At 68.4% G+C, this 15,771-nt stretch carries 12 protein-coding genes and 1 other RNA gene; 6 read left to right on the plus strand and 7 right to left on the minus strand.

Annotated features, from left to right (window positions below; genetic code table 11):
• Positions 1–17 precede the first annotated feature (17 nt).
• Positions 18–806, plus strand: coding sequence for an alpha/beta fold hydrolase (locus R2707_02250; GenBank protein MEZ5243892.1), 789 nt, complete (start codon positions 18–20; stop codon positions 804–806).
• Here R2707_02250 and R2707_02255 read toward each other — a convergent pair.
• Together R2707_02255 and R2707_02260 are read right to left on the minus strand one after the other, a co-directional pair.
• Complete coding sequence (locus R2707_02255; protein ID MEZ5243893.1) at positions 796–2,223, minus strand: amidohydrolase family protein; 1,428 nt, start codon at positions 2,221–2,223, stop codon at positions 796–798. The genes R2707_02250 and R2707_02255 overlap by 11 nt on opposite strands.
• Before the next feature lie 8 nt (positions 2,224–2,231).
• Positions 2,232–3,263 carry a hypothetical protein gene (locus R2707_02260; protein ID MEZ5243894.1) on the minus strand — a complete coding sequence of 344 codons (1,032 nt, stop codon included), beginning with the start codon at positions 3,261–3,263 and terminating at the stop codon, positions 2,232–2,234.
• A 199-nt stretch (positions 3,264–3,462) separates the two neighbouring features.
• On the opposite strand from R2707_02260, the gene R2707_02265 reads away from it, so the two are divergent.
• Entirely contained in the window at positions 3,463–4,332 is an 870-nt protein-coding gene (locus R2707_02265; GenBank protein MEZ5243895.1) for an SDR family oxidoreductase, read from the plus strand.
• Entirely contained in the window at positions 4,329–5,219 is an 891-nt protein-coding gene (locus R2707_02270) for an NAD(P)-dependent oxidoreductase (protein ID MEZ5243896.1), read from the plus strand. The genes R2707_02265 and R2707_02270 overlap by 4 nt, the downstream gene beginning before the upstream one ends.
• A gap of 20 nt (positions 5,220–5,239) precedes the next feature.
• On the opposite strand, the gene R2707_02275 is transcribed toward R2707_02270, so the two are convergent.
• Both R2707_02275 and R2707_02280 read right to left on the minus strand, forming a co-directional pair.
• A complete protein-coding gene (locus R2707_02275) occupies positions 5,240–6,457 on the minus strand; it encodes an acyl-CoA dehydrogenase family protein (GenBank protein MEZ5243897.1) in 1,218 nt (405 codons plus the stop codon).
• A gap of 82 nt (positions 6,458–6,539) precedes the next feature.
• Positions 6,540–8,150, minus strand: a complete 1,611-nt coding sequence (locus R2707_02280; GenBank protein MEZ5243898.1) for an amidohydrolase family protein — start codon at positions 8,148–8,150, stop codon at positions 6,540–6,542.
• 31 nt (positions 8,151–8,181) lie between these two features.
• On the opposite strand from R2707_02280, the gene R2707_02285 reads away from it, so the two are divergent.
• Together R2707_02285 and R2707_02290 are read left to right on the plus strand one after the other, a co-directional pair.
• Positions 8,182–9,609 (plus strand): hypothetical protein, encoded by a 1,428-nt coding sequence (locus R2707_02285; GenBank protein ID MEZ5243899.1) that lies wholly within the window; start codon positions 8,182–8,184, stop codon positions 9,607–9,609.
• A gap of 64 nt (positions 9,610–9,673) precedes the next feature.
• A complete protein-coding gene (locus R2707_02290; protein ID MEZ5243900.1) occupies positions 9,674–12,697 on the plus strand; it encodes a BTAD domain-containing putative transcriptional regulator in 3,024 nt (1,007 codons plus the stop codon).
• Here the strand turns inward: R2707_02290 and R2707_02295 are convergent.
• Positions 12,694–13,365, minus strand: coding sequence for an alpha/beta hydrolase (locus R2707_02295; GenBank protein MEZ5243901.1), 672 nt, complete (start codon positions 13,363–13,365; stop codon positions 12,694–12,696). The genes R2707_02290 and R2707_02295 overlap by 4 nt on opposite strands.
• Positions 13,366–13,500: 135 nt before the next feature.
• Positions 13,501–13,892, minus strand: a transfer-messenger RNA (tmRNA) gene (ssrA, locus tag R2707_02300).
• A gap of 90 nt (positions 13,893–13,982) precedes the next feature.
• Here ssrA and R2707_02305 point away from each other — a divergent pair.
• Positions 13,983–15,260 carry a cytochrome P450 gene (locus R2707_02305; GenBank protein MEZ5243902.1) on the plus strand — a complete coding sequence of 426 codons (1,278 nt, stop codon included), beginning with the start codon at positions 13,983–13,985 and terminating at the stop codon, positions 15,258–15,260.
• On the opposite strand, the gene smpB is transcribed toward R2707_02305, so the two are convergent.
• The gene (gene smpB / locus R2707_02310; GenBank protein ID MEZ5243903.1) at positions 15,257–15,757 is read right to left on the minus strand and encodes an SsrA-binding protein SmpB; all 501 of its coding nucleotides are present in this window, start codon (positions 15,755–15,757) and stop codon (positions 15,257–15,259) included. The two genes, R2707_02305 and smpB, sit on opposite strands and share 4 nt — an antisense overlap.
• Between the last annotated feature and the right edge of the window lie 14 nt (positions 15,758–15,771).

A 15,771-nucleotide genomic window follows, 5' to 3' on the forward strand; every position in this document is an offset into this window, starting at 1 on the left:
CAACAGGAGGCGCAGGCATGGAGCTCCGGCGGGAGGCTCGTGCGGGCGGTCATCGGGTCAGCTACCTGGTCGATGGCGAAGGTCCGCTCATCGTGATGATCCCGGCTCGGCTGCAATCGGCCGAGTTCTGGAACTCGCTGGGCTATGCCGCGTCGGTCCTCGACAGCCACCGGGTGATCACGGTCGACAAGCTCGGACACGGGCAGAGCGACGGGCCCACCGATCCCGCCGCGTACGAGCCCGAGGCGCTCGTCCGTCAGCTGGTCGCCGTCATCGAACAGGAGACCGAGGAACCGTGCTGTCTCTGGGGCTACGGCTATGGCGCGGAGATCGCACTGTCGACGGCCCGTCGGCGCCCGGAGCTCGTTTCCGGGTTGGTGCTGGGAGGGCTCTACCTCGGCGACTATGCGTCCGGGATGAGCGCCAGTGGTGGCGACCTGGCGGGCATGACCGAGCGTTGCGCGCGTGCGCTCGACGACGGGAACTGGTCGGCCTATTTCGACGCCTTGCCGGTGGCGATTCCCGAAGACCTCCGGGTCGTGTTCGCCGCCGACAACGACGCTGCTGCGCACGCCGCACTGACCCGGGCCGATGCCCTGCGGGCCCGCGGCTTTCTCAAGCCGACCGTGCCGACCTTCGTCTACTGGGCGGACGGTGAGCCGTTCGCGGTCCACAACGCGCGCCGCGCCGAGCGGCTTCCCGTCGAGTACGCAGTGATCGCCGGCTCCTATGCCGACGGATTCCTACGAGCGGATCAGGTCTCGGTGGCGGTCAAGCGGTTCCTGTCGACGATCGTCAGGGACTGACGGTCCTCGCGGCATCCTCCACCGTCGTGCCGGTGAAGAACTCGGGGTTGCCGGCTCGGAACAGCCTCACCGGGTCGTCGAACACGAAGGCGCGGAAGTCGTCGTGGTCGAGAAGGCCCTTCTCGACGAGTTCGAACGCCTCCGGGAGGACGCCGGTGAAGTCGGGGACGTCCCAGTGGCCGATGTCGCTTGCGAAGATGGCGCGGAGTCGCACGCCGCCCGGCACGAGATGACGCTGGTAGGCCAGCGCGTTCATCGGATCGTCGGCCTCGCAGCCGAAGTAGAAGCGGTCGCGGAACAGCTCGATGATGTCGTCGGCCGCGGTGATGCCACTCTCGGCCCACTCGTCGATGCTGTCGATCTCTTCGTCGGGATCGGAGAGCATCATGAGCGCGTAGTCGAGGCGGTCGAGCCGTCCGGTCACGTCGGGCGCGCCCCGCTCGGTCAGCAACCGTGTGAGCTCGTCGCGGTCGAGGGCCGCGGGGTTGTAGTGCTCGATCGCTTCGCCGTTGCGCTTCTCGTAGTGACCGAGGGCATCGCCGAGGAAGTTGGCGGCCCAGGCGACACCACCCTCGAGGAACGCCCAGCGAAGCTCGGGGAAGCGCATCGGTGCTCCGCCGATGAGCAACGACCGGAGACCGGCCTCGCCCGCCGCCGCGAAGTTGCCGATGTGATTGTGGACGTAGTTGGTCCGAGACGCCCGCGAGCCCCATCCCTGTGCGCTCGCGTGGAAGGTCGGGCACACGCCGAGTTCCTCGCACCGCCGCCACACCGGGTCGTAGTCGTACTCGCTGTCGTGGCCGACGCCGTTGATGTAGCGGGCCGAGCGGTGGCCCTCCGCCCCCGGCAGCGGTCGGGGGATGACCCCGGCCATCATGATCGCCTTCAAGCCCAGCTCGCCCACCGCGTGGTCGAGCTCGGCGATGGCCTCCTCAGGGGTGAACATCGGGATCGAGGCGACAGGGACGAGACGGTCGGTGAAGTCGTCGTGGGCCTGGGCCATGTAGATGTTGAACGCCCTGGCCATCGCCTGGCGCAACTCGTCGTCGGCGAACGCGGTGACGGTGAGGCCGTAGGTCGGGTAGAGCAGGGCGACATCGATGCCCAGCTGATCGAGTCGGTCGTGGAGCAGGCTCGGCAGCATCGCCGTGGCCCGATCGAGGGTGTTGCGGGCGGGGACACCCCACCATGCGTTCCTCGTCACGCCGGCTTGGCGGCGCAGCTCGTTGGGCACGCCTCGGATCGCGACCGACGACATGACCATCTGGTCGAAGCGGACGGCGACGTCCTCTCCGGCGATGTCGACGACGAGGTCGCGGACCCATGGGAGATACTCGATGACGTGGCCGTCCGTGTCGATGACGGGATGGTCGAGCTGTGCGCGGATGCGCCGGACGTCGGCCGACGGTTCGTACATGGGAGGTCCTATTCCGGCAGGAGGGTGTGGACACGGACGGGCTGGTCGAAGCCCTTGAGCATGCGTCTTCCCGCCGGTTCGGTGCGCACATGGGCAGCCGTAGCGTCGTCGACGAGCACCTCGCCGGGCACCGCGGCATCGGTGAGTCTCGAGGCGAGGTTGACCACCGGGCCGAAGTAGTCGCCGTGGATGCTGATGAGATCGCCGAACGCGAGGCCACCGCGCGGGATCACGGACTCGTCGGTGAGGGAGTCGCTCATGCCCGATACGAAGCGAGCGGCGTCGGCTGGACGCTCGGCGACGAACATGACCTCGTCGCCGATGAGCTTGACGATCCGAGTCCGGCAATCGTGTGCGAGTTCGTGGGCGCGGCGTTCGAATGACTTCACGAGTTCGACGAGCTCCGGGATCGGGAGTTCCTGACTCAAACCGGTGAAGCCCACGAGGTCGAGGAATCCGATCGTCAGCGTCACCAGCTCGCGCTGCTCGAAGTGCTGTGTGCGGCGATTGCTGTCCGTTGCCTGGCGCAGATGGTGTCGGAACGCGACCGGGAGCTGATCGCTGAGGGAAAGCCCGAGTTCGGCCGACACCACATTGAGACGAGCGTTCTCGACCACGTTCGCGGTTCGGCGTTCCGGACCCTGCACGTGGTTCGCCACTCCGGCCTCGGCGATCGTGGCGAGTGCGGTGCCGACAACGTGCAGGATCTCCTGGCCCTCGTTGTCGGTGAGCACACCGGAGATCGCTTCTCGCAGGAATGCGGCGAACTCGACGTCGCGCTCGCCGAACCGGATCTCGTCGACGGAGTCGGTCGTGATGCCCACGTGTCGGAAGCCCTCGGCGACCTCATCGACGGGCTGGCCGATCCGCTCGGACACTTCGCGAAGCGTGTAGACGTCGCCCCTTGCGAAAACGACGTCGGACGCCATCGCCGCGGCATGGTCGAGCGAGTCGGGGACGTCGGCGGCGTCGACCCCGAGCCCGGCCAGGATCTCGACGATCTGGGCCCGCTCTCCCGCTGCCTCGTGCCGATCGTTCACGAGTGGGCACGGTAGTCGGTCCCCGCCGAACAGGGGAGGCCCGACCCCTCACACACGACGTTCGATCGCCGATGGAGCAGCAACAACCCCTCCAGGTTGATTGCGCCGCCGGTTCCGTCCACACGGGCCGGCGGCGCATCGCGTTCCGGGGCACCCGCTCAGATCGCCAGACGGACCACGTTTGGGCTGTACTCGTGAGATGAGCTGGGACATCGAAGGCAAACGGGTGCTCGTCACGGGCGGCACCACCGGAATCGGTCGAGCGACCGTCGATGCCCTGGCGGGGCTCGGAGCCGAGGTGATCTTCACCGCCCGCAACGCGTCGCAGGGCGACGAGATCGTGGCGGAGGTGTCGTCGGCGACCGGCAACGAGCGGATCTCGCACCGCCGCCTCGACCTCGACGATCTGTCCGCAGTGCGGGCCTTCGGCGCGACATTCCGTGACGAGTTCGATCGTCTCGACGTCCTCGTCAACAATGCCGGCGTCGTGCTGACCGAGCGGCGGCAGACGGCCGACGGGTTCGAGTTCACGTTCGGCGTGAACCATCTCGGCCATTTCCAGCTCGTCAACGAGTTGCTGCCGCTACTGGAAGCCTCTGCGCCGGCCCGGATCGTGATCGTCGCGAGTGATGCGCACCGCTTCACCAAGGGGTTGGACTTCGACGACCTGCAATCCGGCAAGGGGCGTTTCGGCGCGGCGAAGGGGATGGCGGTGTACTCCCGGTCGAAGCTGGCCAACATGTTGCACACCCGCGAGCTGGCCCGCCGCCTCGACCCTGCGAAGGTGACGGCCAACTGTCTGCATCCCGGAGCGGTGCGCACCCGGCTCGGTCGTGATGACGAGGGCACGCGTCTGAGCGAGTTGGTGTGGCCGCTGATGAGCCGCTTCTTCCTCACGCCGGAGGAGGGAGCCCGCACGTCGGTGTGGGCGGCCACGGATCCAGGCCTCGAAGGGGTGACCGGGCAGTACTTCTCCAAGTCGGCGATCGCGAAGCCGAAGAAGTCGGCGCTCGACGATGTCGCCGCGGCACGGCTCTGGGCCGTCTCCGAGGAGTTGGTCGCCCGATGAGCCGCATCCTGATCACCGGTGCCACCGGTCGGGTCGCGGGCGTGGTCGCCCGCGAGCTGGCGGTCGAGCACGACATCGTGGCGCTGGCCCGGTTCACCGATCCGGCGGCCCGGGAACGGCTCGAGGGATTCGGCGTCGAGTGCGTCACCGCCGACATGGCCGGTGATCTCGACGCGGTGCCCGACGACGCCGAGATCCTCATGAACTTCGCGGTGTCCTTCTCGCCGAAGTGGGACAGCGCGCTCGCCGTCAACGCCGAAGCGCTCGGTCATCTCGTCGACCGCCTCCCGAGGCTCGAGCGGCTGCTGCACTGCTCCACGATGGGCGTCTACGCGCTGTCGGCCGACGTGCACGGCGAGGACGCGCCGCTCGGTGATTCGAACCAGAACATGATGCCGACCTACAGCATCAGCAAGATCGCCGGCGAGGTGATGGCCCGCTACCTCGCCCGATCCCGCGGCATCCCGACGACGATCGCCCGGCTCGCGAGCCCGTATGGCAACCACGGGGGCTTCCCCTGGTTCCACCTGCTGCCGATCCTCGCAGGCGAGCCGGTGACGCTCCACACCCAGTCGCCGTGCTTCTACAACCTGATCCACGAGGACGATCTCGTCGCCAGTCTCCCGCTGCTGCTCGAGGCGGCCGATGTGCCGGCCACTGTGCTCAACTGGGGTGATCCGGTGGCGACCAGCGCCGAAGAGTGGTGCGAGGAACTCGCCCGGCTCGTCGGACGTGAACTCACGATCGAGCGAAGCGACTTCGCGCCGCCGCCCGGCCACGTCGACACGACGAAGCTGGCCGACCTCGGCTACGCGCCACGGGTCGACTGGCGCGAGGGGATGGCTCGGATGGTGCAGCACCTCCACCCCGACGAGTTCATCGGCTGAGGGCGCCTGCGGCGCCGAACTCAGTCGGCCTTCTGGGTGCCGACCTTCAGCTCCTTGAACGGGACGCCCTTGTCGACACTGATGTCGCGGGGGAGGCCGAGCACGCGGTCGCCGATGATGTTCTTCTGGATCTCGTTGGTTCCGCCGGCGATGCCGCCCTGGAGGCCGCTGAGCGCGGTTCGCGCCCAACCTCCGCCGGTGTCGCCTTCCCAGGCGACACCGCTCGCCCCGACGATCTCCATCGAGACATCGCGCGTGTAGTTCATGATGTTGGTGCTGAAGAGCTTGCCGAGGGAGCCACCGGGGCCCGGGGTCTTGCCGGCCTGCATCTCGGCACGGGTGCGCATGGAGACGAGCGACTGGCAGGTCTCCAGGATGTAGATCCGCATGAGCTTCTGGCGCAGGGTCGGGTCGTCGATGAGGCCGCGCTTGGTCGCTTCCGCGATCAGGCTGTCGGCCCGGTCGTGGGTGACACCACTGGTGGCGCCGGAGCCGATGGCGACCCGTTCGTACATGAGCATGGCGGTCGCCATGTTCCACCCGTTGTTGAGCTCACCGATGAGATTCTCGGCCGGGATGCTGACATCGGTGAAGAACACCTCGTTGAAGTGCTTGCCGCCGTCGATCTGATGGATCGGGCGGACCTCGACGCCCGGAGCGTCCATCGGGAGGATGAACATCGAGATGCCGGCGTGCTTGGGCACCTCGGGATCGGTTCGGGCGATGATCACGCCGTAGTCGCTCACGTGGGCGAGGGTCGTCCACACCTTCTGCCCGTTGATCACCCAGGTGTCGCCGTCGCGTTCGGCCTTCGTCTGCAGGCTGGCGACATCGGAGCCGGCACCGGGCTCGGAGAACATCTGACACCAGAGCGTGTCGCCGCGGATGTTGTCCTTGAGGTACGCGGCCTTCTGCTCGTCGGTGCCGTATTCGGCCAGCATCGGCAGGCACATGCCGTGCGAGATCGTGAACTCGAACGTCATGTTGGGGAACTTGCCGTATTCCTCGCGCCAGATCTTCTCGAAGGTCTTGTCGAGGCCCTGACCGCCGTATTCCTTCGGATAGGTGATCCCGGCGAGGCCCGCATCGAACAGCGCCCGTTGGAACTTCCGCCCGGCCTCGAGGCGCTTGGCCCCGCCGGCGTCGGCATCGCCGCCGAGGTGGATGCCGACCGCGTGCTCTTCGAGGAACGCACGACAGCGTGCTCGGAAGTCGGCTTCGTCAGGGGCTTCGGGCATCTCTGTCTCCAACAAGTAAGCGATCGTTCACAAGCTACCGGCGCGGCCGCCGCTCCGGCGAGTCCGCGCGATGCGCAGATCCTCACACCGGAAGACTCGGCTTCGGACCGCCCCGCCACCACTGGAGCACCTCGCGGCGCGTGGCGAATCCGATGGGTTCGTAGGGGTTGGGTACCAGCCCGTCGTCGACGAGTACCTGCAGTTCGCCCTTGCTGGCGGCGAGGAGGTCGGTGTCGATGCCGCACCGGATGCCATCGGGGTCGACGCCGAACAGAGCCGCCGCGTTCACGCCGAAGATCTTCGCTTTCACTGCGTCGGTCAGCGCCGGGTAGCCGTATTCGCTCTGGAACGCCTCGGTGATCCGGAAGGCCCGGAACGCCTCGATCTGACGCTGGGGAGAGCCGAGCCAGATGCCGTCGGTGCCCCACATCACTCGGTCTTCGCCGACCCGGGTGAGCAGCTTCCCGAGCACGTGCGCGGCCTGAGTGGGGTCGTTCATGGTCTCTCGCCACGTCGTGCCGAGCTCACACCAGACGTTGCCGTTGGCAGGAATGCCATGGTCGTCCATGGCTCTCAGGAGCGAGTTCACGCCGGTGGTCGCCCGGTTCGGATCGTAGGCCCGTTCCGTTGTCTGGATCTCGTAGGCCGAGTGGTAGACGACGAAGTTCATGTCGGGGAACTGGGCGGCGACCGCGCAGATGTCGTCGGGTCCGTTGAAGCGCCGATCGAACTCCTGCAGGGGGAGACCCTTGTGGGCGCAGATCGTGGTGACGCCCAGGCTGCGAGCCTGCTCCACCACCGGCAGGCCGATGGCGGGATCGGCCAGCGAGTAGCCCTGATTGCCGGGCCCCCATGCGGTGTAGACCTTGAATGCCGCGACCCGTCCCGTTCCAGCCGTGGTGGCCATGTCGTCGAGGCGAGCGGCGAGGTCACCGAAATTCGGTGCGATCACGTCGTGGATCAGGACGCGTGGTTGCCCGGCGACCGTGAGTGCCGCCATCAGGTCGGCGGTACCGACCTTGGCGTCCCAGGGCAGGGGAGCGTCGGCCGGGCCGGAGTTGGGAACGTCGCTGAGCAGGGCAAACGTCGTGTCGGAGCCCAGGAACATGTTGGTGACATAGGCAATCCGGTTGAGACACTCCAGGCGGTCGGCTTGGTTGCATCCCGACGGCACCAGATTGCGGATCATGCTCTCGATCCGAGGGGCGTTGTCCCGCCAGACACCCTCCGGCATCACGTGATGGGTGTGGATGTCGAAGATGAATTCGCCCCGATCGCCGAGCTCGATCGAGCAGGCCTCCTCGTCCTCGGGATCGGGGACGACGTATTCCCCGCCGCGGTCGCCGAGCGTCGTCGTGGTGGACGGAGCACCCGACGTCGTGGACGATGTCGTGGTCGGGCCGACGGTGGTCGAGGTGGGCGGTGGAAGCGCCTCGTCGCCGGACGCGCAGCTGTTGAGCACGGCCAGCGAGGCGGCCATAGCCCCCGACGTGGCGAGGAAGCGCCGTCGGTCGACACCGCGCCGCGACGCAGTGTGGGCGAGTGCCTCGAGCATCATCCGCGTCATCGCCTTCTGACGAGCGGTCGCCGGCGGGGGGAGGAACTCGCCATTCGACAGCGTGGTGGGCCACACGGGGAGCGCGGGGCGGCGATCCGGCTCCCGGTCACGGGCACGGCGCCACTGGCTCGTCATGGGGCGAGGCTAGGGCATCTACGCTGCCGCGATGTCTCGGACCCTCGCCGCGCTGTGTCGACACCCGGTGGCGGTGTTCGCCGCGCTGGTCGCCGCCCTCCGGTTGCCGAGCTTCGTCGGCCAGCTCTTCGACCCGGATGAGGCCGCGGTCTCGGCCCAGGCCATCGGGCTGTGGCGGGGCGGCGAGATGTACGTCGACGGCATCGACCGAAAGCCCCCGCTCGCGCCGTTCGTCTACGAGTGGTCGCACCGGCTGACCGGCAACACCGATCTACGTCCGCTCCACGTGCTGGCCGCCATGCTCCTCGTCGGCGCCGCGGTCGTGATCGCCGGTGAGGCGCGCCGAATCGGCGGGTCGCAGGCGATGTGGTGGGGCGGCGTGCTGTTCGTCACCGGGGCGCTCGCGATGGTCCCGGTCGACGCCCAGGCGGCCAACTACAGCCATCTCGCGATGCCCTTCGGCGCGGTCGCGATCGTCGCGGCGCGTCGCGGGACGGATCGGGCGGCATTCGTGACCGGTCTGGCCCTCTCGATTGCCACACTGACCCGTCAGACGTGGGCGATCGGGATGCTGCCGGCCGCGTTCGCGTTGTGGCGCTACGGCGATTGGCGGCGCCACCTGCCGCTGGCATTCGTCGGCGGGCTCGTCCCCCTCGGCGTCGTCGCTCTGATGGTCCCGTGGGACGACTTCGTCTACTGGTCGCTCGAGAGCAACGGGAGCTTCGTGCTCGATGGTGCCCGGCCGGCCACGGTGCTTGCTCGGGGGCTGGTGAGCATTGCCGTGTTCACGGCCTTCCATCTGGTGATCGTGTGGTTCGCCGGTCGGGCGCCCTGGCGCCGCCAGCCCGACCTCTGGCTCTGGACGGCGACGGGGATGGTCGCCGTCGTCGCCGGCTACCGGTTCTACGGGCACTACTGGATGCAGGTGCTTCCTGCCCTCGTGCTCATCGCGGCCGACGAGCTGCGTACCCGCGACGGTGTCGTGCAACGGCGGGCCGGCCGGCTGGTCGGGGCCACCGCGGTGATCGCCTTCGTGCTGGCGTGGACGCCGTCGACCGTGCGCGAGTTGCCGGATCCCGACCCGCTGGCCGACTTCGTCCGTTCGGTGTCGGGCGAGGACGACACCGTGCTGGTCTGGGGCAATTTTCCGGAGGTCTACTGGAAGGCGGAGCGGGCCCCGGCCGCCGGTTTCGTCAGCATGGACTTCGTGACCGGTCGGTCCGGGGCGCGCGACAACGGTCCGCACACCATCGCCGATGCGCCCGACCGCGGTTATCCGCACCTCCTGGCGTCGATCGAGGCGAAGCCGCCTGCGGTGATCATCGACACCCAACCCGGCGGGTTCCGCGAGTACGGCGACTACCCGGTCTCGCTCTTCCCCGAGCTCGAGCAGTTCATCGCGTCGCACTACGGCGAACCGGTGCTCGTCGACGGGTTCGTCGTGTACACCCCCGAGTAGGCGAACGCCTTCGCGGGTCTGTCCCGTTTCTCCCACCGGTTGCGAGGGTCCTAGTGTCGGCCGCGTGACGGTCGAGCGGGGTAGCCAGCGGAAGGCGACGGACCCTGCCACGTCGCTCGAACGTCCCCGTCTGTTGCAGATCATGGACGGGCGGTTCGAGCGATCGCTGACGGTCCTCACCGCCGGTGCCGGTTTCGGGAAGAGCACGCTGCTCCGCCAGTCGATGGATCGCAACGCCGAGGATCCGCAGGGGATCGATCTGTTCCTGGCCTGCCGCCCGGTCGACGAGCGCCCGAACGAGTTCGCGGCGGCGCTGCGCCGTGCCGTCGGGATCGCTCGCGGCGATGACGACGTGATCGATGCCGTCTGCAGCGAGATGTGGCGTCGGAGCCCTGTCGAGGTTGCGTTGATCGTCGACGACATCCACCTGCTCCCTCCCGGCGGCGAGGCAGCGGCCCTCCTGCAGGACCTGCTCGATCGCCTGCCCGCCAACGCCCATCTGGTCCTGTCGGGGCGCCGGCCACCGTCACTGCGGACCGCCCGGCTCGAGGCCGCCGGCGATGTCTCGCATCTTCGCGAGACCGACCTCGCCTTCACCGGCGGCGAGCAGACGGCGTTGCTCGCCCAACGGGCACCCGAGCACGAACCGACCGATCTGGGTGGCTGGCCGGCGTTGCTCGCACTCTCGATGGCGTCGCCCACGGCCCGCGTCGACGACTTCGTGTGGGAAGAAGTGCTACGGCCCTTCCCTGCGTCGCAGGTCCGGGGCCTGGCTCGGCTGATCGGCCTGGACTGGCTCGACGCTGCGCGCATCGATGCGTTTGCCGGGCCGGACAGCGGGCTGCGCGATGTCATCGACGGGTTGCCGCTGTGCCATCGCGACGACGAGGGTCGGGTCCATCTCCATGCCTTGTGGGAACGGGTGCTGGAGGGCATCGATCCGGAGTGGGACGACGATGCGGTCGCCGCGGCGTCGTCGATGCTGGCCGACGACGGCTGGTACCGCGAAGCGCTCGAGTTGTGCATCGAGCACGGCACGGTCCGCCATGTCGAAGGCCTCGTTCGGCGGTACGCCACCGAGGCGGTGGAGCACCTGCCCACCGAGGAGGTCGAGACATTCGTCGATCTGCTGGCCGACGGGGCTCGCCGGTCGCGGTTCGGGTGTCTCCTCGAGGGCCGGTTGGAGATCCGGCGCCGGCCTCGGGTCGCGAAGCCGCTCTTGGCCGAGGCCCGTGAAGGATTCGCAGGCCGAGGCGAGGATGCGCTGGAGGTCGAGACGCTGGTTCTCCTCGGCCAGATCGCGTTCTCGGAGTGGGACGCCACGGCGTTGGCCCACATCGCCGGCCGGGCCCGTGAGATCGCGACGCCGGCGGCCCGAAGCCTCGCTGCGATGATGGACGCCACCCGGCTGACGGTCGAGGGTGCGCCCTTTGACGGGGTCCGCGAGCGCATCGAAACGGCACGGGCGATCGGTGTGCCGCTCGGGGGTGTCGACGGAGTGGTCGCCGGGGTGGCGTGCAGACTGTCAGGGGTGCCCGAGGAGGGGCTCCCGATCGTCGAGCGGGCGCTCCGGGAGGCCACGCGGGCGAACAAGCCGCTCGTCATGGCCAACCTCTTCGACGTGGAGTGGCTCGCAGGAAGAGTGGGTCCCGACGTGTTGGGAATGCTCGATGCCGGACCGGCCGACGGGTTGGCGGAGATGAGCCATCAGGCCGCTGCGGTCAGCGGGCTGATGGCATTCGCGAACGCGGTTGCGGGGCGAGCGCGCCAGGCCCGCCGGCACCTCGAACGAGCCGACGCCTTCCGTTCCCATCAGCTCCGCAGCGGGCTGGCCATGCCAACCGCGGCGCGCATGGCGCTCGAGATCGCCGCCGGCCGAGACGATGTTGCGGCGGCGATCGCCGACGACGGGTTGGACATGTCGATGATGACCGACCCCGGGGTGCGGCGGGCCATGCCGATGGCATTCCTCGTCTCGGAGAAGCTCCGGGCGGAGCTCGAGGAGGTCGACCTGGGGCCGTGCTACGAGGTCGGCCGGCGCGCGGCCGACGCGTTGCAGGCGCTTCGAGACGCAGGTGACACGGGGCCCGCCGCGGCGCTGCCGTGGTCGACGTCGTCGAGGTTCTCCATCTTCTTCGTGCCGCCGCTGATCCTGGAGCTCGCGCTCGGCGCAGTGGCGGGCGGGACCGACGCGGCGTCCTCGGTGGCGCGCGAGATGGCGGCGCTCGACCGGGAGGCGTTGCGCCGACTGGCCGTGGGTGGGCCCGTTCCGATCCGCGATGGTGCCGCGCGCCTGCTGAAGGAGGTGCCGGCCCGGCCGGGCGACGTGATGGAGCTCCGTGCCCTCGGGCCGTTCGAGCTGTGGCGTGACGGCGAGCCGGTCGACGACGCCGGGCTTCGTCGCGGCAAGGTGCGGGCCTTGTTGCAGTATCTCGTGGCGCGCGGTGAGTGCCGGCGTGACGAACTCGGCGTGGCGCTCTGGCCCGACTTCGACGAGGAGGCGATGGCCAACAACCTGCGGGTGACCCTCTCCCACGCGATGAAGCTGCTGGAACCGGAGCGGCAGAAGGGCGAGCCGGCGTATCGGCTACGGGCTGTCGCGGATCGCATCGAGCTCGCGGTCGACGATGCTCTCACGATCGATGTGGCGGTCTTCGACGAGCTGTTGGACGCAGCCGAGGATGCCGATCGCGGAGGGGACCCGGCCCGAACGCTGGCGCTGATGGACCGCGCCGTCGAGATGTATCGCGGCGAGTATCTGGAGGACTGTCCGGAACCGGCGTGGGGCGAAGCCGAGCGGACACGCCTGCGTCACCGGTTCGTCGGCGCTGCACTGCGGGCTGGGGAACTCCGCCTCGGCCAGGGGGATCTCGACGCAGCGCGGGCGAGAGCGGTGCGAGCTCGCCACGCAGACGCCTACTCCGAAGCGGCCGCGAGGCTGGAGGCGCTCGTCTACCTCCGCGAAGGCAACCGTGCCGCGGCCCGGTCGGTGCTGGACGCCATGGTCGTCGTGCTGGAGGATGCCGGCGTGTCGCCCGAGCGCGAGACCCTCGCCCTGCTCCGTCGGGCCGGCCGGGCGCCCGCCTAGTCAGCGGCCCGGACGATCACCGCTGCCGTCTCCTCGATGGCCGACACGAAGGGGGAGTGGTCGGTGTCGAGCGAGACGACGCGCCCCGCTCGCGTCGCCATGCGGTGTTGCGCATCGGCGCTGATCGCCTGGTCCTGTTCGCAGACGACGTAGGTCGACGGTGTCGAGCGCCACGGATCGCCGAGACATTCATGCGCCGTGCTGGACGCGTCCATGGCGCGGAGCCGTTCGATGGCGGCCTCCGCGAGTTCGGTGGGGCAGTGCGCGAAGAACGCGGCGGTGGCCTTCTCGGGAATGATCGCGCTGCGACCATCGGGGAGCCATTGCATCGCGTCGACGATCGGGGTGGGGATCTGGCCGGTGAGTTCGTCGGCGACGGTGTGGCCCTTCTCGAACAGGAAGGCGCAGACGTAGACGAGGTGGGAGATGTCGTCGCGGCCCTCGGCGGCACCGGAGATGACCAACCCGCCGTAGCTGTGGCCGACCAGGACCTTGGGTCCGTCGAGCGCGTCGAGCGTGTCGCGAACGCAGCCGACATCGTCGAGGTGCCCGGTCAAGGGCAGGTCGACCGCGACATGGGCCAACCCCGCCCGATCGAGATGGGGGAGGAGGTGCTCCCAGCACCACGCGCCATGCCATGCCCCGTGAACCAGAACGACCGTTGTCATCTGGTGGACAGTAGCCGTGACGATCGAACGCAGCGGTTCCCGTGGGTGTTTCGGCGGAGCCGGAACACTGTGGAACCCGAAGGGTTCCCGTGGGTGTTTCGGCGGAGCCGGAACACTGTGGAACCCGAAGGGTTCCCGTGGAGCTGGAGGGAATCGAACCCTCGTCCGTCAGGTGGTTGCCCACCGCGCTACGACCATTCCCGTGATCGTGGCTCATGGTCGCCACACTGCCGGGTCAGGCGGGCCACGAGGGCCCAACCACTGGGTCTTTCCCCTGGGTCAGCGGTCTTTGCCTGCTGTCAGTGGTCTTTCCCTACCGTCCACCACCGCTTCTGGTGACAGGCTGCGGTGATCTGGCCCCGCGTGCCATTGCTGGTCGCGATGACTCTCTACCTACTGACTAGGTCAGGCGGCGAGAGCGAGATCGTCCGAATCGGCGTCTCTGTTGTTGCCCCGTTTTGAGAGTCTGAGCAACTCTGGTCGCACGTTGTTGCATCCGGTTCCCAACGTCGAAACCGATCAGCCCCGTTGTGCTGCGTTCGATTGTCAAGCAGCGTCCCTCCGGGGAGGGAACTGTCTTCATGGTATCGGGCTGCCGTGACCGCTACCTTGCCGACATGACGCATGTCTCCGATTCATCCCCGCCCGACCCGAACGACATCTGGGCGGCCGGTGGTCCGGTCGAGGACTGGACCACCGACTACGACATCCGCGACGCGGCCTATGTCGAGAACCCGGTTCCGATCTGGGCGGAGATGCGCGAGAAGTGCCCGGTTGCCCACACCGATCGGCTGGGGGGATCGTGGAACCCGACGAGGTTCGACGACCTGCGGGCGATGGCGAAGATGGTCCCGGAGCTGTCCAGCCGGCAGGTGCTGGTGATGCCGCAGCCTCCAGGCCTGCCGGAGATGTCGCGCTACGAGCAGCAGATCGCAGCTGCGCCGATCACTGCGGATCCGCCGATCCAGACCTGGACGCGACGCATGATCCTCCCGGCGTTCTCGCCGAAGACGGTGAACAAATACGAGGAGTTCACCGAGGAGCTCTGCCATTCGCTGATCAACGGGTTCATCGAGAACGGCGAGTGCGACGGCGCCGTCGACTACGCCCAGCAGATTCCACCGCGGGTCATCGCCCACCTGATCGGGATCGACGGCGGCATGGCCGACCAGTTCGTCGAATGGGTCAACGATCTGCTCGGTGAGGGGCTCTTCGATCCGGCCCGGCGCCTCGCGGCTCGCAACGCGCTGTTCGCGTTCCTCCACGAGGAGGCCGACAAGCGGCTGGCCGATCCGACCGAGGATCTGATGAGCGAACTGCTGTTCATGGAACTCGACGACCCCGAGGCCGACATCACGACGGACGTCGTGGTCGGGATCTGCAACCTCCTGGTCGTCGCCGGCATCGACACCACATGGAGCTCGATCGGGTCGGCGCTGTGGCACTTCGGCACCAACCCCGACGATCGGTCCCGGTTGGTCGACGAGCCCGAGCTCCTGCCGTCGGCGGTGGAGGAGTGCCTTCGCTTCTACGCGCCGGTGACCATGGCCCGGGTGGCCGAGGTCGACATCGAGTTCGGCGACGCCCACATCCGCGCCGGCGACAAGGTCCTCATGAACTTCCCGGCGGCCTGCCACGATCCCGAGCACTTCGAGAACCCCGACGACTTCATCATCGATCGGGCGCGGAACCGCCACATCGCGTTCGGATCCGGCATCCATCGTTGCGCCGGTTCGAATCTCGCTCGACTCGAGATGACGACGGCGCTGCGCGTGTGGTTCGAGCGCATCCCCGACTTCGAGGTGAGCGATCGTGAACCGATGCGCTGGGCCGGGGGTCAGGTCCGGGGGCCGAGGGTGATGCCGATGAGTTTCCCGGCCGGGAGCGTCCGCTAGTCCTTGCCGCTGCGCCGACGGGACAGAGCCCGCTCGGTTTCACGCTGGGCGTCGCGTTTGGCGATGTCGTGGCGCTTGTCGGTCTGGCTCTTGCCCCGGGCCAGCGCGACCTCGAGCTTGGCCCGACCGTTGAGGAAGTAGAGGGCGAGCGGGACCATCGTGAGGTGCTCGCGGTCGAGTCGGGCGGCCCACCGCTCGATCTCTCCCCGGTGGGCGAGCAGCTTGCGGCGCCGATCGGTCTCGTGGGCGAACGCGGCAGCCGAGTGCGAGTAGGCGGAGATGTGCAACCCCACGAGCCAGAGCTCGCCCTGGTAGTGGATGACGAACGAGTCGGCGAGCTGGACCTTGCTCTCGCGCAACGACTTGACCTCGCTGCCCCGGAGCTGGATGCCGACCTCGAGGGTGTCGAGGATGTCGTAGTCGCGACGGGCGACGCGGTTGGTGGCCACGGCGGTGGCCCCTGCCGGGACGTCTCGCTTCTTCTGTGACTTTGCCATCGGATCTCCACGTC

This window comes from Acidimicrobiales bacterium (assembly GCA_041394245.1).
Taxonomy (GTDB): Bacteria; Actinomycetota; Acidimicrobiia; order Acidimicrobiales; family Aldehydirespiratoraceae; genus JAJRXC01.

Coding starts and splice junctions, on each gene's coding strand:
- R2707_02275 (MEZ5243897.1), bottom strand. CDS start 6,457: ATGCCCGAAGCCCCTGACGAAGCCGACTTCCGAGCACGCTGTCGTGCG.
- smpB (MEZ5243903.1), bottom strand. CDS start 15,757: ATGGCAAAGTCACAGAAGAAGCGAGACGTCCCGGCAGGGGCCACCGCC.
- R2707_02255 (MEZ5243893.1), bottom strand. CDS start 2,223: ATGTACGAACCGTCGGCCGACGTCCGGCGCATCCGCGCACAGCTCGAC.
- R2707_02305 (MEZ5243902.1), top strand. CDS start 13,983: ATGACGCATGTCTCCGATTCATCCCCGCCCGACCCGAACGACATCTGG.
- R2707_02280 (MEZ5243898.1), bottom strand. CDS start 8,150: ATGACGAGCCAGTGGCGCCGTGCCCGTGACCGGGAGCCGGATCGCCGC.
- R2707_02285 (MEZ5243899.1), top strand. CDS start 8,182: ATGTCTCGGACCCTCGCCGCGCTGTGTCGACACCCGGTGGCGGTGTTC.
- R2707_02295 (MEZ5243901.1), bottom strand. CDS start 13,365: ATGACAACGGTCGTTCTGGTTCACGGGGCATGGCATGGCGCGTGGTGC.
- R2707_02250 (MEZ5243892.1), top strand. CDS start 18: ATGGAGCTCCGGCGGGAGGCTCGTGCGGGCGGTCATCGGGTCAGCTAC.
- R2707_02265 (MEZ5243895.1), top strand. CDS start 3,463: ATGAGCTGGGACATCGAAGGCAAACGGGTGCTCGTCACGGGCGGCACC.
- R2707_02270 (MEZ5243896.1), top strand. CDS start 4,329: ATGAGCCGCATCCTGATCACCGGTGCCACCGGTCGGGTCGCGGGCGTG.